We start from the raw sequence: 21,291 nt of genomic DNA, 5'->3' as shown, positions 1-21,291 counted from the left end.
GAGGAGATGGTCAACTCGGCCAACCTGTCCTTCGGCCTCTACCCGATGCTCACCGCCGGCGCCTGCCTGTCGATCCTCAACCACGCCAGCGAAGAACTGAAGGCGCAGTACCTGCCGAACATGTATGCCGGCGTCTGGGCCGGTTCCATGTGCCTGACCGAGCCGCACGCCGGCACCGACCTCGGCATCATCCGCACCAAGGCCGAGCCTCAGGCCGACGGCAGCTACAAGGTCAGCGGCACCAAGATCTTTATCACCGGCGGCGAGCACGACCTCACCGAGAACATCATCCACCTGGTGCTGGCCAAGCTGCCGGATGCGCCGGCCGGGCCCAAGGGCATCTCGCTGTTTATCGTGCCGAAAGTCATGGTCAATGCCGACGGTTCGCTGGGCGCGAAGAACGCCGTTTCCTGCGGTTCGATCGAACACAAGATGGGCATCAAGGCCTCGGCCACCTGCGTGATGAACTTCGACGGCGCCACCGGTTACCTGGTCGGCGAAGTGAACAAGGGCCTGGCGGCGATGTTCACCATGATGAACTACGAGCGCCTGGGCGTTGGCATCCAGGGCCTGGCCCTGGGCGAGCGCAGCTACCAGAGCGCCGTGGAATACGCCCGCGAGCGTATCCAGAGCCGCGCCCCGACCGGCCCCGTGGCCCAGGACAAAGCCGCCGACCCGATCATCGTGCACCCCGACGTGCGTCGCATGCTGCTGACCATGAAGGCGCTGAACGAGGGCGGTCGCGCCTTCTCCAGCTACGTGGCCATGCAGCTGGATACCGCCAAGTACAGCGAAGACGCCGCCGTGGCCAAGCGCGCCGAGGAGCTGGTGGCGCTGCTGACGCCGGTCGCGAAAGCCTTCCTTACCGATATGGGCCTGGAAACCACGGTGCACGGCCAGCAGATCTTCGGCGGCCACGGCTTTATCCGCGAGTGGGGCCAGGAGCAGCTGATCCGCGACTGCCGCATCACCCAGATCTACGAAGGCACCAACGGCATCCAGTCGCTGGACCTGATGGGGCGCAAGATCGTCGGCAGTGGCGGCAGCTTCTACCGGCACCTGGCCGACGAGATCAAAGCCTTCGTCGCTTCCGCCGATGCTTCGCTGGCCGAGTTCACCCAGCCGTTGGCCGCGGCGGTGGCCAACCTGGACGAGCTGACTGCCTGGGTGCTGGACCGCGCCAAGGGCAACCCCAACGAGATCGGCGCCGCCTCGGTGGAGTACCTGCAGGTGTTCGGCTACACCGCCTACGCCTATATGTGGGCGTTGATGGCACGGGCCGCCCTGGGCAAGGAGAGCCAGGACGACTTCTACGCCAGCAAGCTGGGCACCGCGCGCTTCTACTTCGCCCGCCTGCTGCCGCGTATCCACTCGCTGAGTGCATCGGTCAAGGCCGGTAGCGAGAGCCTGTACCTGCTCGACGCCGCGCAGTTCTAAGAACCTATCCACGATCTGCTGCGCGTCGGCCCTACTGCGTTTAAAACAGGCTCGGAATGCTCATGTACAAAAGTACAGTCGCCCGCGACTCCGACCGTTCCTCGCCTGTTTTTGCCTTGTAGTGCTCTAGCTCGCGAGATCGTGCACAGGTTCTACGCTCGAGCAACGCCCGCAAGCCCCGGCCCCAGTGCCGGGGCTTTTGCATTCTGGCACCCGGTGCGCGCGGCGCACCCTACGGACTGAGCATGTCCGCTGGCGAGCAGCGCTGTCAGCAAATGTAAAGCGCATGACGCGGTAGGCGAAGCGGTAGCGGGCGGGGCTCTCTACTGTAGGCCCGAGAGGGGGCGCCGCCGCGTGCACGACAGCCCATAAGTCGCTGCCCCCCGCCTGCAGCGATGCAAACTTTCAGAATGGTCACGTTGGGAAAACAATCATGGCGACGACAAAAAAAATTGCGCCGGCACCGGGTGCCTACGACTACCAGTTGCTGATCAAGCGCCTTCTGCTGTCCGGCGTGCGCTATCAGCCGGACCAGGAGATCGTCTATTCCGACAAGCTGCGCTACAGCTATCGCACCTTGAACGAGCGCATCCAGCGCCTGGCCAGCGCCCTGACGGCCGCCGGGGTCAAGGCCGGCGACACCGTGGCCCTGCTGGACTGGGACAGTCATCGCTCGCTGGAGTGCTTCTTCGCCGTGCCGATGCTCGGCGCGGTGCTGCATACGGTGAATATCCGCCTGTCCCCCGAGCAGGTCGTCTACACCATGAACCATGCCGAGGACGATATCGTCCTGGTGCATGACGACTTCCTGCCGCTGATGGAGCAGGTGCACGGCGAGCTGAAGACCGTCAGGGGCTATGTGCAGCTGGGCGACGGCAGCGCCAGGCAGACCGACCTGCCGACCCTGGGCGAGTACGAGGCCCTGCTGGCCGGCGCCGCCAGCCAGTTCGACTTTCCCGATTTCGACGAGCATTCGGTGGCCACTCTGTTCTACACCACCGGCACCACCGGCAACCCCAAGGGCGTGTACTTCAGCCACCGCCAACTGGTGCTGCACACCATGAACGAGCTGGGCACCTTCGCCGGTTGGGACGGCCAGCCGCTGCTGCGCTCGAGCGACGTGTACATGCCGATCACCCCGATGTTCCATGTGCATGCCTGGGGCGTGCCCTACGTGGCCACGGCCATGGGCCTCAAGCAGGTGTATCCGGGGCGCTACGAGCCGAACAGCCTGGTGCGCCTGTTCCGCGAGGAGGGGGTGAGCTTCTCCCACTGCGTGCCGACCATCCTGCAGATGATGCTGGAGTGCGAGGAAGGCAAGCGCACCGACTTCGCCGGCTGGAAGATGCTGCTCGGCGGCAGTGCCCTGACCCTCGGTCTGGCCCGCCAGGCCAGCGAACGGGGCATGCGCGTGCACTGCGGCTACGGCATGTCCGAGACCTGCCCGCTGCTGACCCTGACCCACCTGCGCGGCGAAGACCTGGCCCTGCCGATGGACGAACAGATTCCCGAGCGGATCAAGACCGGCGTGCCGATCCCCCTGGTCGACCTGCGCATCGTCGACGCCAATGGCCAGGACGTGGCCCATGATGGAGTGGCCCTGGGCGAGATCGTGGTGCGCGCGCCCTGGCTGACCCAGGGCTACCTGCACGAGCCGGAGAAGGGCGCCGAACTCTGGGAGGGCGGCTGGCTGCACACCGGCGACATGGCCTCGATCGACGCCCGTGGCGTGGTGGAGATCAAGGACCGCATCAAGGACGTGATCAAGACCGGCGGCGAGTGGATCAGCTCGCTGGACCTGGAGAACCTGATCAGCCAGCACGCGGCGGTGGCCTCGGTGGCCGTGGTCGGCATCCCCGACGCGCAGTGGGGCGAGCGGCCGCTGGCCCTGGTGGTCTGCGCCCCGGGCCAGACGCTCGACCAGCGGGCCATCGAGGCGCACCTGCAGCAGTTCGTCGACAGCGGGCAGATCAACAAGTGGGCGATACCGCGGCAGATCCGTTTCGTCGCCGATATCCCCAAGACCAGCGTCGGCAAGATCAACAAGAAGCTGATCCGCGAGCAGGAACTGGCTGCGAACTGAGCCTCGCCGGGCGTGCCTGGGTGGCGGCCGTGCAAGCGGCAGCAAGGCTGCTAGCCTGATTCAGGATGCCACCCATCACGGGTGGCATCGGTCGTTCAGCGCCGCATACCCCACCGCACCGACGAGGTCTCGAATCATGGGCAAGAAGAAGGACAAGGAGCAAACGCCTGCCAGCGAACCACTGCGCCGCAAGGACTACGAGCAGGAGCTCAAGGCCCTGCACGTGGAGCTGGTCAAGTTGCAGCAGTGGGTGGTCGCCAAGGGCCTGAAGGTCTGCATCGTCTTCGAGGGGCGCGACGGCGCCGGCAAGGGTGGCACCATCAAGGCCATCACCGAGCGGGTCAGTCCAAGGGTGTTTCGCGTGGTGGCCTTGCCGGCGCCGACCGAGCGGGAAAAGAGCCAGATGTATGCCCAGCGCTACCTGCAGCACCTGCCGGCCGCGGGCGAGGTGGTGATCTTCGATCGCAGCTGGTACAACCGCGCCGGCGTCGAGCGGGTGATGGGTTTCTGTAGCGAGGAGCAGGCGCACAAGTTCCTCAGCGTGGTGCCGTTGTTCGAGAAGATGATGGTCGAGTCCGGCATCATCCTGATCAAGTATTGGCTGGAGGTGAGTGCCGAGGAGCAGCAGCGACGCCTGAAGGAGCGCATCAACGATGGGCGCAAGATCTGGAAGCTGTCGCCGATGGATCTCAAGTCCTTCAGCCGCTGGGACGACTACACCCGCGCCCGCGACGAGATGTTCGCCGCCTCGGATACCTCCTGGGCTCCCTGGTACATGGCCCGTTCCGAGGACAAGCGGCGGGTGCGACTGAACATCATCAGCCATCTGCTCAAACAGGTGCCCTACCAGGACATCACCCGCGAGCAGAAGATCGAACTGCCCAAGCGCGGCAGGATCGGCCGCTACAAGGGCGAGCACTACCCCTTCCGCATGGTCGAGGAGCGTTTCTGAGGTGGCGATGTAGGCGGTTGTCCAGGCCGCGACGAATCAGGCGCGGCGGATGGACGCCACGCCATGGCAAATGCCTAACGCCGGCCTATGCTTGCTGAACTCCGTCGCCAGCGCACGCGCCTGCGTGCAAGGGGATGCGCCATGTTGCAGATACTGCCTCTCCTGCTGGCCCTCGGCGGCCTCGCCGGGCCGCCGCTACTGGCGGCCGAGGAGCCGGCGGCGGCGACCGCGGAGCAGGTGTTCGGCACCGAGCAGCTCGACCAGATGCTGGCGCCGCTGGCGCTCTATCCCGATGCCCTGCTGGCCCAGGTGCTGATGGCGGCCACCTATCCCGGCGATGTCGCCGACGCGGTGGCCTGGTCCAAGGCCAATCCGAACGCCAGCGGCGACGACGCCGTGCGCCAGGTCGCCGAGCAGCCCTGGGACCCCAGCGTGCAGTCGCTGGTCGCCTTCCCGGCGGTGCTGGTCACCCTGGGCCAGGACCCGGCCTGGGTGCAGCGCGTCGGCGATGCCTTCCTGGCCCAGCCCGATGCGGTGATGGACTCAGTGCAACGTCTGCGCCGCCAGGCTCAGGCGGCCGGCAACCTGGAAAGCAACGAGCAGCAGCAGGTCAGCGTGCAGCCCGCCGCGAGTAGTTCGACGTCGCAACCGGTCAGCAGCCAGCAGACCATCATCATCGAGTCGGCCGACCCGCAGGTGGTCTACGTGCCGAGCTACAACCCCAGCGTGGTCTACGGCACCTGGCCCTATCCCAGCTATCCGCCGGCGTACTACCCGCCACCGCCGGGTTACTACTTCGGCAGCGCGCTGGCCACCGGGCTGGCCTTCGCCGCCGGGGTGGCGATCATCGACTCGCTGTGGGGCGACTGCGACTGGGGGCACGGCGATATCGACATCGACGTCAACCGCTACAACAACATCAACCGCAACCGCCAGATCAACGCCGGCGACAATACCTGGCAGCACAACGCGCTCAACCGTGACGGCGTGCCCTACCGCGACCGCGCCAGCCGCGAGCAGTACGGCCAGCGCCTCAGCGGCAGCGAGCAGCGCCAGCAGCTGCGCGGCCGCGACCCGGCGCGCAGTGCAGAGCGCGAGCGCGCCCGGCAGAGCCTGGAACAACGCGGTTTCGACAGCCCGGCCAGCAGCAACCGCCAGGCCCGCGAACGGGCGCAGACGGCCGACCGCGACCTGCGCAGTCAGCCTGTGCGCCAGAGCGATCAGCTGCGCAGCAATGCGCAGACCCGGCAGCAGGCCCGCCAGCAGTATTCCGCGGGCCAGGGCGCGCGCAACAATGCCTTCGCCGGCGCCCGCGCGCCCAGCCAGGCGCGCAGCTACAGCGAACGCGGCCAGCTCAGCCGCGCCGCCGCCAGCCGTCCGCAGGCGGCGCGCGCCGCCGGGCACGCCGTCAGTCGTCCCGCCATTTCCGCGTCTCGCGGCGGCGCCCGGCGGCGCTGACAGGGAGTCCAGCCATGACCAACGCCGTTCTTCGCGTCTTCCTGCTGGTGCTGCTGGCGCTGCCGTTGCAGGGCCTGCAAGCGCAGCAGAGCTTTCCCAGCCCCGATGCTGCGGTGGAGGCGCTGATCCTCGCCCTGGGCAACCAGCGCGCCGACGCCGAGCGCATGGCGGCCCTGCTCGGCGACGAGTGGCGCAGCTACATTCCGCTCGAAGGCATCGAGCGCGAGGATGTCGACGCCTTCCTCGCCCTGTACCGGGAACATCACGAGATTCGTTCGACCGCCGCCGAGCAGGCGGTGTTGGCCGTGGGCCAGGAGGCCTGGGAGTTTCCCCTGCCGCTGATGCGCGACGCCTCGGGCTGGCGCTTCGATACCCAGGCCGGCGGCGAGACCATCCGCGTGCGGCGCATCGGCCGCAACGAGCTGGCCACCCTGCAGGCGGTGCGCGCCTACCACGATGCGCAGATGGACTACGCCGAGGTCGACCGCGACGGCGACGGCGTACTGGAGTACGCACAGCGGTTCGTCAGCCGCGACGGCCAGCACGACGGCCTGTACTGGGTCGAGCAGCCCGGCCGCGAGCAAAGCCCATTGGGGCCGCTGTTCGGCGACGAACTGCCGGACGGCGACTGGCAGGGCTATCGCTACCGCATCCTCTCCGCCCAGGGGCCTTCGGCGCCGGGCGGCGCCTACGACTACCTGCTGGGAGACAACATGAGCCGCGGCTTCGCCCTGATCGCCTGGCCCAGCGAGTACGGCGACAGCGGGGTGATGAGCTTCATGATCAGCCACGAGGGCCAGGTGTTCGAAAAGGACCTGGGGCCCGAGGGTGGCAAGCAGGCCCTGGCCATGAGCCGCTTCGATCCCGATAGCAGCTGGCACGCAGTCGAGGACGAGCAACAGGCCGCTGCGCAATGACAGGCGAGGCCACGTGGCACTGCGGCCACGAGCCAGGCCAATGGGCGGTGCTCTGTCATTAAATGAAAAGCGCCTGTCGTCCGATGAGAAGCACCCGCCAGGCCCTCGCCCTAAAGTCCAATCAACGCAACTCGACGAAGTTCGTCAAGATCGATGATTGGAGAAATCAGGCATGGCCAAAGCCGTACGCTTCTACGAAACCGGTGCTCCCGAAGTCCTTCGTTATGAGGACGTCGAAGTCGGCGAACCCGGCCCAGGCGAGGTTCGCCTGCGCCATGTGGCCGTTGGCCTGAACTACGCCGACACCTACTTCCGCAACGGTACCTACCCGATCCCGCTGCCCTCTGGCGTAGGGGCGGGCATGGGCGTGGAGGCGGCCGGCGTGGTGCAGGCGGTGGGCGAGGGCGTGAGCAACGTGGCGGTCGGCGATCGCGTCACCTACACCGGCTTCCTCAACACCCTCGGCGCCTACTCCACCGAGCGTCTGATCCTGGCCGCGCCGCTGATCAAGCTGCCCGACACCATCGCCTTCGAGACCGCCGCGGCCATGACCATGCGCGGCCTGACCTCGGCCTACCTGATGCGCCGCATCCATGACTTCAAGGCCGGCGACAGCATCCTCCTGCACGCCGCCGCCGGCGGCGTCGGCCTGATCGTCTCGCAGTGGGCCAAGCTGCTCGGCCTGACCGTGATCGGCACCGTGTCCAGCGAGGCCAAGGCCGAAGTGGCGCGCGCCCACGGCTGCGACCACTGCATCAACTACAGCCATGAGGATGTCGCCAAGCGCGTGCGCGAGCTGACCGATGGCGTCGGCGTCAACGTGGTGTTCGACAGCGTCGGCAAGAACACCTTCATGGGCTCGCTCGACTCGCTCAAGCGCCGCGGCCTGCTGGTCTGCGTCGGCACCGCCTCCGGGCCGATCGAAGGCTTCAACCCGCAGCTGCTGGCGATGAAGGGCTCGCTGTACATGACCCGTCCGGCCCTGGCCGACTACATCGCCGACCCGGCGGAGAAGGCGGCGCTGGCCGGCGAGCTGTTCGATCACGTCGGCAGCGGCCGGATCAAGATCGAGATCAACCAGCACTACGCCCTGCAGGACGCGGTGCAGGCGCACCGCGACCTGGAGTCGCGCAAGACCACCGGCTCGTCGATCTTCGTCATCTGAGGAGGCCCGCCATGCAAGTCGAACAACTGACCTACAACATCGGCGCCGAACTGATCGGCGTCAATCTGGCCGACGCCATCCACGACGACGGCCTGTTCGCCGAGATCCGCCAGCAGCTGCTCAAGCACCGCGTGCTGTTCCTGCGCAAGCAGGCGTTCAGCCGCGCCGAGCACGTGGCCTTCGCCCGCCGTTTCGGCGAGCTGGAAGACCACCCGGTGGCCGGCAGCGACCCGGAGCACCCGGGCCTGGTGCAGATCTACAAGCGCCCGGACCAGCCGATGGACCGCTACGAGAACGCCTGGCACACCGACGCCACCTGGCGCGAGGCGCCGCCGCTGGGTTGCGTGCTGCGCTGCATCGAGTGCCCGCCGGTGGGCGGCGACACCATGTGGGCCAATATGGTGGTGGCCTACGCCAATCTGCCGGACGACGTCAAAGCCAGGCTCGAGGGCCTGCGCGCGCGCCACAGCATCGAGGCCAGCTTCGGCGCGGCGATGCCGATCGACAAGCGTCTGGCGCTCAAGGCGCAGTACCCGGATGCCGAGCACCCGGTGGTGCGCACCCATCCGGAAACCGGCGAGAAGGTGCTGTTCGTCAATGCCTTCACCACCCACTTCAGCAACTACCACACCCCGGATCGGGTGCGTTTCGGCCAGGACGCCAACCCCGGCGCCAGCGACCTGCTGCGCTACCTGATCAGCCAGGCGTACATCCCCGAGTACCAGGTGCGCTGGCGCTGGCAGCCGGACAGCGTGGCGATCTGGGACAACCGCAGTACCCAGCACTACGCGGTCATGGACTACCCGCCCTGCCATCGCAAGATGGAGCGGGCCGGGATCATCGGCGACAAGACCTACTAACCCTTTCGCCCGTTCCGTCCCTACCGTTGCGGGGCGGGCTACTTTGACAAGACCAAGCGAGGATCCCATGCAATTCTTCGACGATTCGCTGCACCCGGAAAACATGGAAAAGGTGGTGATCACCGTCGCCCCCTACGGCCCCGAGTGGATGCCGGCGGACTTCCCGGAAGACATCCCGGTGACCATGGACGAGCAGATCCAGAAGGCGGTCGACTGCTATGAGGCCGGCGCCACCGTGCTCCACCTGCACGTGCGCGAGCTGGACGGCAGCGGCTCCAAGCGCCTGTCCAAGTTCAACGAGCTGATTGCCGGTGTGCGCGCAGCCGTGCCGGACATGATCATCCAGGTCGGTGGTTCGATCTCCTTCGCCCCGGAAGGCGAGGGCGAGGCGGCCAAGTGGTTGAGCGACGACACCCGCCACATGCTCGCCGAACTGACGCCCAAGCCCGATCAGGTCACCGTGGCGATCAACACCACCCAGATGAACATCATGGAGCTGCTCTATCCGGAGTACCTGGAGGGCACCTCCCTGGCCAACCCGGCGTTCCAGGCCGCCTACAGCGAGATGACCGTGCCGGCCGGCCCGGCCTGGGTCGCCGAGCACCTCAAGCGCCTGACCGCCAACGGCATCCAGCCGCACTTCCAGCTGACCGGCATGCATGCCCTGGAAACCCTCGAGCGCATGGTGCGCAAGGGCCTGTACATGGGCCCGCTGAACCTCACCTGGATCGGCATCGGCGGCGGCTTCGACGGCCCCAACCCGTTCAACTTCTTCAACTTCATCCACCGCGCGCCGGACGGCTGCACCCTCACCGCCGAGTCGCTGCTGAAGAACGTCCTGCCGTTCAACGCCATGGCCCTGGCCATGGGCCTGCACCCGCGCTGCGGCATCGAGGACACCATAGTCGACCAGCACGGCAAGCGCTTCACCTCGGTGCAGCAGATCCAGCAGACCGTGCGCGTGGCCCACGAGCTGGGCCGCGAGATCGCCAGCGGCAAGGAGGCGCGCGAGATCTACCGCATCGGCGTGCAGTACGAGACCGTCGAGCAGACCCTGCTGGCCAACGGCATGGCGCCGAACCGCAAGGCCGGCCAGAAGGGCGTGCCGCAACGCGGTTGATCGACCGAGTCAGTCCCCCTGTCTTGGTCAGGTCCAGGGGGGGAGGGCGATGGCGGCTCGCCGCCAGCACCCGTAGCGAACACGCCAGCCAGCTGGCTGGCGTGTTCGGCTGATGCCGAGGCTTTTGCGATAAAGCTCTTGCCCGGTCGGTAGTCGCGTCCGTCGCCACGTTGGCGGACGCAACGCCGGCCCTCCGCCTCCACAAGAGGTGGCTGAGGAGCTTTTTCCCAAAGGCTTTCACCCTAAAACAATAACGACAGTTCGAGGAGGCAGCATGGCTGCGCATCATATCGCCGACGACATCGAGGACACCTCCCAGGGGATAGCGCGCCGCTATGCCTGGATCGTCTTCGCCCTGACCTTCGGCCTGCTGATCTCCGACTACATGTCGCGGCAGGTGCTCAACGCCGTGTTCCCCAGCCTCAAGGCGGAGTGGGCGCTCTCCGACACCCAGCTGGGCCTGCTCAGCGGCATAGTCGCGCTGATGGTCGGTCTGCTGACCTTCCCGCTGTCGCTGCTGGCCGACCGCTTCGGCCGGATCAAGAGCCTGACCCTGATGGCGGTGGTCTGGAGCCTGGCGACCCTGGGCTGCGCGGTGGCCGAGAACTACCAGCAGATGTTCGTCGCGCGCTTCTTGGTCGGCGTCGGCGAGGCCGCCTACGGCAGCGTCGGCATCGCCGTGGTGGTCTCGGTGTTTCCCCGCGAGATGCGCGCCACCCTGTCCGGCGCCTTCATCTCCGGCGGCATGTTCGGCTCGGTGCTGGGCATGGCCCTGGGCGGCGTGATGGCGCAGCACTTCGGCTGGCGCTGGGCGTTCGCCGGCATGGCGTTCTTCGGCCTGGCGCTGGCGCTGCTCTATCCGATCGTGGTGCGCGAGTCGCGCATCGCCCCGCAGCGTGTGGCCAAGGCAGCCGGCGCGGCGGCACTAAAGGTCGGCCGGCCGCTGCGCACCCTGTATTCCAGCCGTTCGGTACTTTGCGCCTATGTCGCCAGCGGCCTGCAGCTGTTCGTCGGCGGCACCGTGATCGTGTGGATGCCCAGCTACCTCAACCGCTTCTACGGCATGAGCACCGACAAGGCCGGCGCCGTGGCCGCCATCATCGTGCTGTGCAGCGGCGTCGGCATGATTCTCTGCGGCATGCTCAGCGACCGCATGAGCCGCCACGGCCCGGAGCGCAAGATCAGCCTGTGCATGGCCTACTGCCTGGGCAGCTGCCTGCTGCTGTCGCTGGCCTTCGCCCTGCCGTTCGGCACCGCCCAGCTGGCGCTGATCGGCCTGGGCATGGTGATCGCCGCCGGCACCTCGGGCCCGGCCGGCGCCATGGTCGCCAACCTGACCCACTACAAGGTGCACGGCACCGCGTTCGCCACCCTGACCCTGGCCAACAACCTGCTCGGCCTGGCCACCGGCCCGCTGCTGACCGGCAAGGTCTCCGATCTGATCGGCCTGGACAATGCCTTCCAGCTGGTGCCGCTGGTGAGCATCGCCGCCGCCGCGGTGTTCCTCCTGGCGGGGCGCAGCTACCTGGCCGACATGGCGCGACTGAAAGGCGAGGGCGTCGAGGAGAAGGCCGTCGAGGCGGCGGTGGAGGCCCAGGCATGAGCGCCGTATTGCAGGTCGAGGTGTTCTTCGACTTTATCTGTCCCTGGTGCCTGATCGGCAAGCGTCAGCTGGAAAGGGCCCTGCTGCAGCTGCAGCACGAGCGGCCCGGTGTGCGGGTAGAGCAGCACTGGCATGGCGTGCAACTGTTGCCGCACCTGCCGGCCGAGGGCGTGCCCTTTGCCGCCTTCTACCTGGAACGCCTGGGCAGTGCCGAGGCGGTGAGCCTGCGCCAGGCCCAGGTGCAGCGCGCCGCCAACCTCGCCGGGCTGGATCTCGACCTGAGCCGCATCGCGCAGATGCCCAATAGCGCCGACGCCCATCGTCTGCTGGCCTGCGCCGCCGCGCTGGGCCAGCCGGCCCAGCGCGATGCCCTGCTGGAACGCCTGTTTGCCGCCTATTTCCAGCATGGCGAGAACCTCGGCGATGGCGCCACCCTGCTGGCCATCGCCGAGGCCTGCGGCTTCGACACCGCCCAACTGGCGCCGGTACTGCGCGGCAACGGTCAGCCGTACTTCGCGGCGGGAGCGAGTGCGGCCCAGGGCGTGCCTCATTTCATCTTCAACAAGCGCCTGGAAGTATCCGGGGCGCAGTCGGCCAACGCCCTGCTGCTGGCCATGCGCCGGGCCCTGGGCGAGCCCGAGGAGCGCCGGGCATGAGCCGGCGTATCAGCGTCGCCCTGGCGCAGGTGGCCGCCCCCGGGGCGCGCCTGCTGCTCGAAGGCGAGGGCTACAGCCTGGCGCTGTTCAACGTCGAGGGGCAGTTCTACGCCATCGGCGACAGCTGCCCGCACCAGGGCGCCTCGCTGTGCGGCGGCAAGCTGCAGGGGCGGGTGATCCAGTGCGGCGCCCATGGCCTGCGCTTCGACCTGGCCAGCGGCTACCTGCTCAATTCCACCCAGCTGAAAGTGTCCACCTACCCGGTAGAGGTGGACGGCGAGCAACTGCACATCCTCATTCCGCCGCAGGAGTCGGCCCCATGACCGCCATTACCCTGGTCCAGCTCAACGACCGCGTGCGCGAACTGGCGCCGGGCATCTTCGTCAGCCTGGTGGCCGCCGCTGCCGCCACCTTCCTCTCCGAGCATTACGGCGCGCCGGTGATGCTGTTCGCCCTGCTGCTGGGGCTGTCGCTGAACTTCCTCGCCAGCGAGGGCAAGTGCAAGGCCGGCATCGAGTTCACCGCGCGTACCGTGCTGCGCCTGGGCGTGTGCCTGTTGGGCATGCGCATCACCCTGGAGCAGATCGTCGGCCTCGGCTGGAAGCCGCTGGCGCTGGTGGTGGTGCTGGTGCTGTTGACCATCTCGCTGTCGGTGCTGGCGGCCAAGGCGCTGGGCTTCCAGCGCCTGTTCGGCATGCTCACCGGCGGCGCCACCGCCATCTGCGGCGCTTCGGCGGCGCTGGCGCTGGCCGCCGCGCTGCCCAACCACCCGCAGAAGGAGCGCGCCACCCTGTTCACCGTGATCGGCGTGTCGGCGCTGTCGACCCTGGCGATGATCCTCTACCCGATGATCGCCAACTGGTTCGCGCTGTCGCCGGAGCTCGCCGGGGTGTTCCTCGGCGCCACCATCCACGACGTGGCCCAGGTGGTCGGCGCCGGCTACAGCATGTCGGCGGAGACCGGCGACACCGCCACCGTGGTCAAGCTGATGCGCGTGGCCATGCTGCTGCCGGTCATCGTGGTGGCCGCCATGATCACCCGCATGCAGGGCGCCGAGACCGGCGGCCAGCGCCCGCCGCTGCTGCCCTGGTTCGCCGTCGGCTTCCTGATCCTGGCCTGCATCAACAGCACAGGCGTGGTGCCGAGCCTGGTGCAGGGCGGCATCAACGAGCTGTCGCGCTGGTGCCTGGTGGTGTCCATCGCCGCCCTGGGCATGAAGACCCAGCTCAAGGAGCTGGCCACCGTGGGCATCAAGCCGATCCTGCTGATGATCGGCGAAACCGCCTTCCTCGCCGCGCTGGTCCTGGTGCTGTTGCACTGGGGCTGGTGATGCGCCTTCCGAGCCTGCCTAGCCGAGACTTGTCATGAAGCAGAACCCCGAATCCACCGCGACGGAGCCGTCCGCCGAGCAGCCCGTCGCACCCGCGCGCAAGCCGCGCAGCAGCCGCAGCAAGGCGTCGAGCGACGGCAAGGCGAGCAGCAAGAAGGTGGTGCGCAAGGTCGCCAAACCGACCGCCAAGTCGATCGTGCTGGAAACAGCTGGCGAGCTGGCCGAAGCCGCCGAGCGGCACACCCTGGCGGTGACCCCGCTGATCGGCGTGCGCCCAGGCGACCTGCTGGGCGCCGCGGGCACTCTGCTCAAGGCGGTGGCGCGTACCCCGTTCAAGGCCAGCATGCACAGCGGCAACTACCTGCGCGAGCTGTACCGCATCGCCAGCGGCGCGTCCGCGCTGGCGCCGGCGCCCAAGGACAAGCGCTTCGCCGACCCGGCCTGGCACAGCAACCCCTTCCTGCGCGCCCTGGTGCAGAGCTACCTGGCCGGCGAGCGCGAACTCAATGGCTTTATCGAGTCGTCCGACCTGCAGGGCGCCGACAAGGGCCGCGCCCGTTTCGTCGCCTCCCTGCTGGTCGATGCCCTGGCGCCGAGCAACCTGCTGCTGACCAACCCCATGGCGCTGCGCAAGGTGGTCGACACCGGCGGCGCCAGCCTGCTGCAGGGCGGCCGCCAGCTGGCCCGCGACCTGCTGCACAACCGCGGCCTGCCGTCGCAGGTCGACAGCACGCCGTTCAAGCTGGGCGAGAACCTCGCCACGGCCAAGGGCGAGGTGGTGTTTCGCAACAAGATGTTCGAGCTGCTGCAGTTCGCCCCAACCACGCCGAGCGTGTTCAGTCGCCCGCTGGTGATGTCGCCGCCGCAGATCAACAAGTACTACGCCGTCGACCTGTCGCCGGAAAAAAGCCTGATCAAGTGGATCCAGGACAGCGGCGTGCAGCTGTTCGTCATCAGCTGGCGCAACCCCACGGCCAAGCAGCGCGACTGGGGCCTGTCCGACTACGTGCAGTGCCTCGACCAGGCGGTGGACGTGGCGCGGCAGATCACCGGCAGTGCGGACGTCAACATGTGGGGCTCCTGCTCCGGCGGCATCACCCTGGCCGCCTACCTGGGCTGGCTGGCGGCGCGCGGCGAGGGCGCCAAGGTGGCCAACACCAACTGGGCGGTGTGCGTGCTGGACATGCCCGCGGTGATGGACGACACCGGCATTGGCATGATCGCCACCCCGGCGGCGCTGGCCGCGGCCAAGGCGGGCTCGCGGCGCAAGGGCGTGCTCAGCGGCCAGGAAATGGCGCGCATGTTCGCCTGGCTGCGGCCCAACGACCTGATCTGGAACTACTGGGTCAACAACTACCTGCTCGGCAACAAGCCGCCGGCCTTCGACATCCTGGCCTGGAACAGCGACACCACGCGCCTGCCGGCGCAGCTGCACGCCGACTACCTGGACCTGATCGAGCAGAACCCCTTCAGCAACCCGAACCGGCTGTCGATCGGCGGCCTGCCGATCGACATGAGCCAGGTGCAGGTCGGCGCCTATGTGGTCGGCGGCACCACCGACCACATCACCCCCTGGCAGGGCTGCTACGGCACCGCGCGGCTGTTCGGCGAAGGCAGCACCTTCGTCCTGTCCAACGCCGGCCACCTGCAGAGCCTGGTCAACCCGCCGGGCAATCCCAAGGCCTATTTCCATGCCGCCAACGCGGCCCAGCCCGAGGCCGAGGACTGGCTCGAGGCCGCCGGCGAGCGCCAGCAAGGCAGCTGGTGGCCGCACTGGCGGCAGTGGATAGGCCAGCGCTCCGGCGCCAGCCGCAGCGCGCCGAAAACGCTCGGCTCGAAGAAATACCCGGCGCTGTGCGCCGCTCCCGGCACCTATGTGCTGGAGCGCTAGGTTCAGATCAATCCCGAGGTCATCCATGAACAAGCTCTATCCCGATGCCCATGCCGCGCTGGCCGATATAGTCGCCGACGGCATCACCATCGCCTCCGGCGGCTTCGGCCTGTGCGGCATCCCCGAGGCGCTGATCGCGGCGCTGCGCGAGACCGGCAAGACCGGCTTCACCATCATCAGCAACAACTGCGGGGTCGACGACTTCGGCCTCGGCCCGCTGCTCTACAGCCGCCAGATCAAGAAGATGATTTCCTCCTACGTCGGCGGCAACAAGGAGTTCGAGCGCCAGTACCTGGCCGGCGAGCTGGAGCTGGAATTCACCCCCCAGGGCAGCCTGGCCGAGAAGCTGCGCGCCGGCGGCGCCGGCATCCCGGCCTTCTTCACCCGCACCGGCTACGGCACGCTGATCGCCGAGGGCAAGGAAACCCGCCAGTTTGACGGCGACTGGTACGTGATGGAGCGTTCGCTGACCGCCGACCTGGCGCTGATCAAGGGCGCAGTGGCGGACAAGGCCGGCAACCTGATGTTCAACAAGACCGCGCGCAACTTCAATCCGCTGTGCGCTAAGGCCGGGCGGGTGTGCGTGGCCGAGGTGGAGGAGATCGTCGAGGTCGGCGAACTGGGCCCCGACGAGATCCACCTGCCGGGCATCTTCGTGCAGCGCCTGGTGCTCAACGCCCATCCGGAAAAACGTATCGAAGTGCGCACGCTGAGGAGCTGATCATGACCCTGCTAAGTCTGGCGCAACGCGCCACCGACGAAAGCCGCGGCGACACCCACGTGCACCTCGGCATCGGCCTGTCCACGCTGCGCGCCGGCTTCGTCCCCGACAGCATGGATGCCTGGTACCAGCGCAGCCAGCCGCACGTACCGAGCCAGCCGCATAGCGGCGCCCGGCGCCTGGTCGCGCTCGCCCTGACGAACGCCCGGGTGTTCACCGGCACCCTCGGCCTGGCCCTGTGCAATCCGCTGACCGACGGCATCCGCCCGCTGAACCACTGCGACGCCGAGGCCGACGACGCCGACAACCTCCATCTGCCAGGCATCTACACCCAGAGCCTGGTAATCGACGCCAGCCCTGCGCGGCGCAACCCTGAGGACAACTGATCATGGCCTGGACCCGCGAAGAAATGGCGCAGCGCGCCGCCGCCGAGCTGCAGGACGGCTTCTACGTCAACCTCGGCATCGGCCTGCCGACCCTGGTGGCCAACCATATCCCCGAAGGCATGGAGGTCTGGCTGCAGAGCGAGAACGGCCTGCTCGGCATCGGCCCCTTCCCCGGTGAGGAGGAGATCGACGCCGACCTGATCAACGCCGGCAAGCAGACCATCACCACGCTGCCCGGCAGCAGCTTCTTCGACAGCGCCGAGAGCTTCGCCATGATCCGTGGCGGCCATATCAACCTGGCCCTGCTCGGCGCCATGCAGGTGGCCGAGAACGGCGACCTGGCCAACTGGATGATCCCCGGCAAGATGGTCAAGGGCATGGGCGGCGCCATGGACCTGGTGGCCGGAGTCAAGCGCGTGGTGGTGATCATGGAGCACTGCGCCAAGGGCGGCGCGCACAAGATCCTCGAACGCTGCGACCTGCCGCTGACCGGCGTCGGCGTGGTCGACCGGATCATCACCGACCTGGCCGTGCTGGATATCACCGCGACCGGCCTCGAGCTGGTGGAGATGGCCCCCGGGGTGGACTTCGAGCAACTGCAGGCGGCCACCGGCTGCGCGATCCGCCGCCACTAACCGCCACGCCCTGTTCTCTCGGGTCAGGGCGTGACCCGCTCCGGCGTGACGCTCCGGAGCGTTTGCGGCGACTGCGCGAGCGGCTCGCCGCCTTTTAACTCGTGGTGGCGGCGCTCGTCTTGCGTTCGGCGAGGAGAGTGCGTCCACCCGCGCCGGGCTGCGCGGTTGCGCGCGCCGGGTGCTAAAGAGCTGGTCAATCCGGGGGGCACCGCCCTGGATGCTTCGCGGCGGCTGGGGTAGCAGCCGTCCGCTTTTTTATTCCACCTCCGCGGCGGCTGCGCCGGCCGCCGCGGACGCGCCTGTCGCTGGCAGGTGCAGAGCCGCTTAGCCCGATAACAATTAGAACGAGGTTAGGACCATGCGCAGAGTCATCCGGCTTTTCCTGCTGCCCTTGTTGTGTGCCCCGCTATTGGCCGCCGCCCAGCCCCAGCCGTTGAGCGAGCTGAGCGCGCGCGGCCAACTGCTCTGCGCCAGTGCCCTGCTGTACTTCAATCCGGCCGAGCGGGCGCCGGATCCGCGCAGCCTGACGGCCGTCTACCACCATCTGCACAGCCTGCAGATCCAGGTCCTGCAACTGGGCCAGCCGCCCGCGCTGGTCGAGCCGCTGACGGCCATGCAGCGCAGCTTCGCCAGGCTCGACGCCCTGCCGCGCCAGCAGCGTCAGGCCTATCCGCAGCTGCTGGAGCAGTTGCTGGGCCAGCAGCTCGCCCTGCAACAGGCGGCCACCCAGGTATTGACGCCGGCCGAGGTCGTTGCCGAGCCTGCGACCTCGGCGCAGTTGCTGGGGCAACAGAGCCTGGATCTGGCCAGCCTGCTGCTGGATTACCAGATAGGTCATTACCCCTGGCCGTCCGGCGTGCCTGCGGCCTTCGCCCGGGTCTCGCCGCAGGCGCTCGACCAGATGCTAGAAGCGCGCTTCGCGCAGCTGCGCCTGCTGCTGCCCGAGCATGCCGAGACGCTGGCCAAGATCCGCAGCAGCTACCTGTTCGTCCGCCCGTTGCTGCAGGAGCCGGGGGCGCGCGGGCAGGGCGGGGCGGAGTTCTACCTCAGCCGCGCCGTGCTCGATCTCGACGAGCTGGCCGCGAGCCTGCGCCAGCCTAGGCCCTGAACCGGCAGTGTCTGCCCGCGCCCGCCGGTTGCCACGGCGCGCCAGCTCTGCGCGGCTTCAGCTGCCCTTGCGCGAGCCCACCTGGTGCTGCTCGCGCCAGGTCGCCGGCGGCATGCCGAACTGCGAGATGAACCAGCGGGTGAAGGAGCTGGGCAGCGAGTAGCCGAGCATGTCGGCGATGCGCGCCAGCGAATAGCCGGGGTTCTCCAGATAGCGGATCACCAGTTCGCGGCGCACGCTGTTGATCAGCTCGCTGAAGGTGGTGCCGCCGTCCTCCTCCAGGCGCCGCTGCAGGGTGCGCACGTTCATGCCCTGGGCCTGGGCGATCTGTTCGATGGTGGCGCGGCCCATGGGCAGCAACAGGTAGATGGCCTTGCGCACGTCCAGGGTCAGCGAGTGTTCGCCGGAGCCCTGCAGCGAGTCCAGGTAGCGCTGGGCGTGGCGGGCCATGGCGGCATTGGCCAGCGGGTTGGCGGTATCCAGGTTGGTCGAGGGGCAGACGATGCCGTTGAATTCGCTGCCGAACTCCAGGGGGCAGGCGAACATGCGCCGGTGCACGGCGAGATCCGCCGGGGCCTCGTGGCTGAAGTTGACGCTGATCGGGTGCCAGTGCGCGCCGAGCAGGGCGGCGCAGAAGCGGTACATCACGCCGATGGCCAGTTCGATGGCCTGGCGACTGTGGCTGGGGTATTCGCTGACCACTTCCTCGCGAATCAGCACCGTCTTGCCGGCCTCCTCGATATAGATCGCCAGCGAGTCGTTCATCAGGTGGCGGTACTGCACGATCACCTGCAACGCATCGCGCAGGCTGTGCTGGTGGCTGAGCAGCAGGCTGACCTCGCCGAAGTCGGAGAGCTGGCGCAGCTCGGCCATGCGCAGGCCGAGGGTTTCGCAGCCGCTTTCGCGGGCGGAATCTTCCATCAGGCGGATGGCCGCCTCGACCGGTATGCGCTGGTCGGGGTCATTGAGCATGGCCTGCGTCAGGCCCGCCTGGGCCATCAGCACGCGGGTATTGAGGCCGTATTGGCGCGCCACTTCCAGGTAGTTGGTCAATACGGCGGCACGGGCTTGGGCAGTCATGCAGGGGCTCGCTCTCGGGGCGGCTCTGGCTGGCCGCGGGGCTTGGACAGGCCTCTAGCTTATAGAACCTTAGTCATGAAATGAAAAGTGCCTGGCAGCCAAAGCGAAGCCGCTGCGGGGGCGAGCTCCTACTATCCTGGCCGGTCTGCCGGGCATTCGCGCCCGGCATCGCCGCCCCGAGACTGGCGCTTGCGGCACTGCTCCTGTCGCTCTGGCCCGCACTGGCGCGGCGCAGTTGCAGCGGTCCGCACAGCCGGTGCGGCACAACCACGCGTAGGAGCAACCATGCGAGTCAACATGCCGCTCAGTGGCCGCGAATGTACTTATCCGGCCGACCAACGTCTGATTTCCACCACCGATCTCAGGGGGTTGATCACCTCCTGCAACGACGAGTTCGTCGCCGTCAGTGGCTTCAGCCGCGAGCAACTGATCGGCAGCCCGCACAATCTGGTGCGCCATCCGGAGATGCCGGCGCAGGTCTTCGCGCAGATGTGGGAGTACCTCAAGGCCGGCAAGAGCTGGATGGGCATCGTCAAGAATCGCTGCAGCAACGGCGATCACTACTGGGTCAACGCCTATGTCACGCCGATCCTCGAGCAGGGCCGGGTGGTGGGCTACGAGTCGGTGCGGGTCAAGCCGGACGCCGATCAGGTGCGCCGCGCCGATGCGCTGTACGCCCGCTTGAACCAGGGCCGCGCGGCGGCCTCGCTGGGCGAACGCCTCGGCGTGGCGGCGCGCTTTCTGCTGCTGCCGCTGCTCGGCGCGGGGCTGGGGCCCTGGCTGTTCGTCGAGGATCACGCCGGCCTGGGCATGGCCCTGGTGATCGCTCTGTCGCTGGCACAGACCCTGGCCACCCTGGGCTTCGTCAAGCGCGCCCTGCGCCGGGTCGCCCTGGCGGCGCCCAAGGCCTTCGACAGCGAGCTGGTGGCGCGCACCTACACCGACGACAGCGGCGCGGTGTCGCGGCTGCAGCTGGCGCTGATCAGCGAGGGCGCGCGCATCCGTACCGCGCTCGGCCTGCTCGGCGACCAAGCCACGCGCACCGCCCGCCAGGCTTCGCAGAACGGCCAGCTGGTGCAGCAGGCCGAGCGGGCGTTGCAGGCGCAGCGGATCGAGGCCGACATGGCCGCCACCGCCATGCAGCAGATGGCTGCCTCGATCGGCCAGGTCGCCGTGCACGTGCAGCAGACCGCCGCGGAGGCGCGCCAGGTCAATCGGCTGTCGCAAGGCGGCAGCAGCCAGGCCCGGCAGAGCCGTGCGGTGGTGGAGAAGCTGGCGCATACGGTGGACGGCATCAGCGCCTCGGTGGCCGGTCTGGCCGGCGAGGCGCAGTCGATCCAGCAGGCGGCCAACATGATTCGCAGCATCGCCGAGCAGACCAATCTGCTGGCGCTCAACGCGGCCATCGAGGCGGCCCGCGCCGGCGAGCAGGGCCGCGGCTTTGCCGTGGTGGCCGACGAGGTGCGGGCACTGGCGTCGAAGACCCAGGAGTCCACCGAGGCGATCCAGGGCATCATCGCCAGCCTGCAGCAGGTGGCGGCCCAGGCGGTGCAGATCGCCCGCCAGGGCAGCGAGGAAGCGCGGGCCGGGGTGGCCTGGGTGAGCGAAACCGAACAGGCGCTGGACGCTATCACCACCGCCGTCGAGCGCATCCACCAGATGGCCGAGCAGATGGCCGCCGCCGCCGAGCAGCAGAATCTGGTGGCCGAGGACGTTTCCCGGCAGATCGGCAATATCTCCACGGCCTCCGAGCAGAATGCCGAGGTCACCGCGCGCTCCGCGTACCTGGGCGGCGAGCTGGAGGCCACCGCGCACGCCCTGCATGCGCTGGTCGCGCGCTTCGATACCTGAGCGGCCGCCGCCGGCATAACCCTGCCCGGCGATCTGAA

General features: G+C 68.0%; 19 protein-coding genes. 18 read left to right on the top strand and 1 reads right to left on the bottom strand.

Translation table 11 applies throughout. The annotated features are described in order from the left end of the window. The 17 genes from ACIGKL_RS18215 to ACIGKL_RS18135 all read left to right on the top strand — a co-directional run. A partial coding sequence (locus tag ACIGKL_RS18215; RefSeq protein WP_397487869.1) for an acyl-CoA dehydrogenase C-terminal domain-containing protein occupies positions 1 to 1,437 on the top strand: 1,437 nt, incomplete at its 5' end. A 433-nt stretch (positions 1,438 to 1,870) separates the two neighbouring features. Next, on the top strand, positions 1,871 to 3,520 hold the full coding sequence (locus ACIGKL_RS18210; protein WP_397487868.1) for a fatty acid--CoA ligase: 1,650 nt from the start codon (positions 1,871 to 1,873) through the stop codon (positions 3,518 to 3,520). 136 nt (positions 3,521 to 3,656) lie between these two features. Further along, positions 3,657 to 4,472: a polyphosphate kinase 2 gene (gene ppk2 / locus ACIGKL_RS18205; protein ID WP_397487867.1), complete on the top strand. Its 816-nt coding sequence runs from the start codon at positions 3,657 to 3,659 to the stop codon at positions 4,470 to 4,472. Positions 4,473 to 4,613: 141 nt separating this feature from the next. After that, positions 4,614 to 5,930 (top strand): DUF3300 domain-containing protein, encoded by a 1,317-nt coding sequence (locus tag ACIGKL_RS18200; RefSeq protein ID WP_397487866.1) that lies wholly within the window; start codon positions 4,614 to 4,616, stop codon positions 5,928 to 5,930. Between the two features lie 14 nt (positions 5,931 to 5,944). Beyond that, positions 5,945 to 6,847 carry a DUF2950 domain-containing protein gene (locus ACIGKL_RS18195; protein WP_397487865.1) on the top strand — a complete coding sequence of 301 codons (903 nt, stop codon included), beginning with the start codon at positions 5,945 to 5,947 and terminating at the stop codon, positions 6,845 to 6,847. Between the two features lie 172 nt (positions 6,848 to 7,019). Further along, the gene (locus ACIGKL_RS18190; protein ID WP_397487864.1) at positions 7,020 to 8,012 is read left to right on the top strand and encodes a quinone oxidoreductase family protein; all 993 of its coding nucleotides are present in this window, start codon (positions 7,020 to 7,022) and stop codon (positions 8,010 to 8,012) included. An 11-nt stretch (positions 8,013 to 8,023) separates the two neighbouring features. Next, positions 8,024 to 8,872, top strand: coding sequence for a TauD/TfdA dioxygenase family protein (locus ACIGKL_RS18185; protein ID WP_397487863.1), 849 nt, complete (start codon positions 8,024 to 8,026; stop codon positions 8,870 to 8,872). Between the two features lie 67 nt (positions 8,873 to 8,939). After that, positions 8,940 to 9,992, top strand: coding sequence for a 3-keto-5-aminohexanoate cleavage protein (locus ACIGKL_RS18180; RefSeq protein ID WP_397487862.1), 1,053 nt, complete (start codon positions 8,940 to 8,942; stop codon positions 9,990 to 9,992). Between the two features lie 274 nt (positions 9,993 to 10,266). Further along, a complete protein-coding gene (locus tag ACIGKL_RS18175; RefSeq protein ID WP_397487861.1) occupies positions 10,267 to 11,595 on the top strand; it encodes an MFS transporter in 1,329 nt (442 codons plus the stop codon). Next, on the top strand, positions 11,592 to 12,251 hold the full coding sequence (locus tag ACIGKL_RS18170; RefSeq protein ID WP_397487860.1) for a DsbA family oxidoreductase: 660 nt from the start codon (positions 11,592 to 11,594) through the stop codon (positions 12,249 to 12,251). The genes ACIGKL_RS18175 and ACIGKL_RS18170 overlap by 4 nt, the downstream gene beginning before the upstream one ends. After that, on the top strand, positions 12,248 to 12,574 hold the full coding sequence (locus ACIGKL_RS18165) for a Rieske (2Fe-2S) protein (protein WP_397487859.1): 327 nt from the start codon (positions 12,248 to 12,250) through the stop codon (positions 12,572 to 12,574). The genes ACIGKL_RS18170 and ACIGKL_RS18165 overlap by 4 nt, the downstream gene beginning before the upstream one ends. Beyond that, positions 12,571 to 13,581, top strand: a complete 1,011-nt coding sequence (locus ACIGKL_RS18160; protein ID WP_397487858.1) for a YeiH family protein — start codon at positions 12,571 to 12,573, stop codon at positions 13,579 to 13,581. The genes ACIGKL_RS18165 and ACIGKL_RS18160 overlap by 4 nt, the downstream gene beginning before the upstream one ends. A gap of 34 nt (positions 13,582 to 13,615) precedes the next feature. Continuing rightward, a complete protein-coding gene (locus ACIGKL_RS18155; RefSeq protein WP_397487857.1) occupies positions 13,616 to 15,472 on the top strand; it encodes an alpha/beta fold hydrolase in 1,857 nt (618 codons plus the stop codon). Positions 15,473 to 15,497: 25 nt separating this feature from the next. Then, on the top strand, positions 15,498 to 16,193 hold the full coding sequence (locus tag ACIGKL_RS18150; RefSeq protein ID WP_397487856.1) for a CoA transferase subunit A: 696 nt from the start codon (positions 15,498 to 15,500) through the stop codon (positions 16,191 to 16,193). A gap of 2 nt (positions 16,194 to 16,195) precedes the next feature. Then, a complete protein-coding gene (locus tag ACIGKL_RS18145) occupies positions 16,196 to 16,579 on the top strand; it encodes a hypothetical protein (protein WP_397487855.1) in 384 nt (127 codons plus the stop codon). A 2-nt stretch (positions 16,580 to 16,581) separates the two neighbouring features. Next, positions 16,582 to 17,214, top strand: a complete 633-nt coding sequence (locus ACIGKL_RS18140) for a CoA transferase subunit B (protein ID WP_397487854.1) — start codon at positions 16,582 to 16,584, stop codon at positions 17,212 to 17,214. Positions 17,215 to 17,572: 358 nt separating this feature from the next. Further along, positions 17,573 to 18,322, top strand: a complete 750-nt coding sequence (locus ACIGKL_RS18135; protein ID WP_397487853.1) for a hypothetical protein — start codon at positions 17,573 to 17,575, stop codon at positions 18,320 to 18,322. A 57-nt stretch (positions 18,323 to 18,379) separates the two neighbouring features. Here the strand turns inward: ACIGKL_RS18135 and ACIGKL_RS18130 are convergent, their stop codons facing one another. Next, positions 18,380 to 19,402 carry an AraC family transcriptional regulator gene (locus ACIGKL_RS18130; RefSeq protein WP_397487852.1) on the bottom strand — a complete coding sequence of 341 codons (1,023 nt, stop codon included), beginning with the start codon at positions 19,400 to 19,402 and terminating at the stop codon, positions 18,380 to 18,382. Between the two features lie 285 nt (positions 19,403 to 19,687). Here ACIGKL_RS18130 and ACIGKL_RS18125 point away from each other — a divergent pair, with 285 nt between their 5' ends. Further along, entirely contained in the window at positions 19,688 to 21,253 is a 1,566-nt protein-coding gene (locus tag ACIGKL_RS18125) for a PAS domain-containing methyl-accepting chemotaxis protein (RefSeq protein ID WP_397487851.1), read from the top strand. Positions 21,254 to 21,291 lie beyond the last annotated feature (38 nt).

The sequence above is a fragment of the Pseudomonas sp. NPDC077186 genome (genome assembly GCF_044543505.1).
Lineage (GTDB): Bacteria > Pseudomonadota > Gammaproteobacteria > Pseudomonadales > Pseudomonadaceae > Aquipseudomonas.
Note: the sequence above shows the minus strand (reverse complement) of the source record. Positions and strands in the feature narration are given on the sequence as shown.

Coding starts and splice junctions, on each gene's coding strand:
- ACIGKL_RS18160 (WP_397487858.1), top strand. CDS start 12,571: ATGACCGCCATTACCCTGGTCCAGCTCAACGACCGCGTGCGCGAACTG.
- ACIGKL_RS18165 (WP_397487859.1), top strand. CDS start 12,248: ATGAGCCGGCGTATCAGCGTCGCCCTGGCGCAGGTGGCCGCCCCCGGG.
- ACIGKL_RS18130 (WP_397487852.1), bottom strand. CDS start 19,402: ATGACTGCCCAAGCCCGTGCCGCCGTATTGACCAACTACCTGGAAGTG.
- ACIGKL_RS18125 (WP_397487851.1), top strand. CDS start 19,688: ATGCGAGTCAACATGCCGCTCAGTGGCCGCGAATGTACTTATCCGGCC.
- ACIGKL_RS18210 (WP_397487868.1), top strand. CDS start 1,871: ATGGCGACGACAAAAAAAATTGCGCCGGCACCGGGTGCCTACGACTAC.
- ACIGKL_RS18150 (WP_397487856.1), top strand. CDS start 15,498: ATGAACAAGCTCTATCCCGATGCCCATGCCGCGCTGGCCGATATAGTC.
- ACIGKL_RS18135 (WP_397487853.1), top strand. CDS start 17,573: ATGCGCAGAGTCATCCGGCTTTTCCTGCTGCCCTTGTTGTGTGCCCCG.
- ACIGKL_RS18145 (WP_397487855.1), top strand. CDS start 16,196: ATGACCCTGCTAAGTCTGGCGCAACGCGCCACCGACGAAAGCCGCGGC.
- ACIGKL_RS18140 (WP_397487854.1), top strand. CDS start 16,582: ATGGCCTGGACCCGCGAAGAAATGGCGCAGCGCGCCGCCGCCGAGCTG.
- ppk2 (WP_397487867.1), top strand. CDS start 3,657: ATGGGCAAGAAGAAGGACAAGGAGCAAACGCCTGCCAGCGAACCACTG.
- ACIGKL_RS18195 (WP_397487865.1), top strand. CDS start 5,945: ATGACCAACGCCGTTCTTCGCGTCTTCCTGCTGGTGCTGCTGGCGCTG.
- ACIGKL_RS18185 (WP_397487863.1), top strand. CDS start 8,024: ATGCAAGTCGAACAACTGACCTACAACATCGGCGCCGAACTGATCGGC.
- ACIGKL_RS18190 (WP_397487864.1), top strand. CDS start 7,020: ATGGCCAAAGCCGTACGCTTCTACGAAACCGGTGCTCCCGAAGTCCTT.
- ACIGKL_RS18155 (WP_397487857.1), top strand. CDS start 13,616: ATGAAGCAGAACCCCGAATCCACCGCGACGGAGCCGTCCGCCGAGCAG.
- ACIGKL_RS18175 (WP_397487861.1), top strand. CDS start 10,267: ATGGCTGCGCATCATATCGCCGACGACATCGAGGACACCTCCCAGGGG.
- ACIGKL_RS18180 (WP_397487862.1), top strand. CDS start 8,940: ATGCAATTCTTCGACGATTCGCTGCACCCGGAAAACATGGAAAAGGTG.
- ACIGKL_RS18200 (WP_397487866.1), top strand. CDS start 4,614: ATGTTGCAGATACTGCCTCTCCTGCTGGCCCTCGGCGGCCTCGCCGGG.
- ACIGKL_RS18170 (WP_397487860.1), top strand. CDS start 11,592: ATGAGCGCCGTATTGCAGGTCGAGGTGTTCTTCGACTTTATCTGTCCC.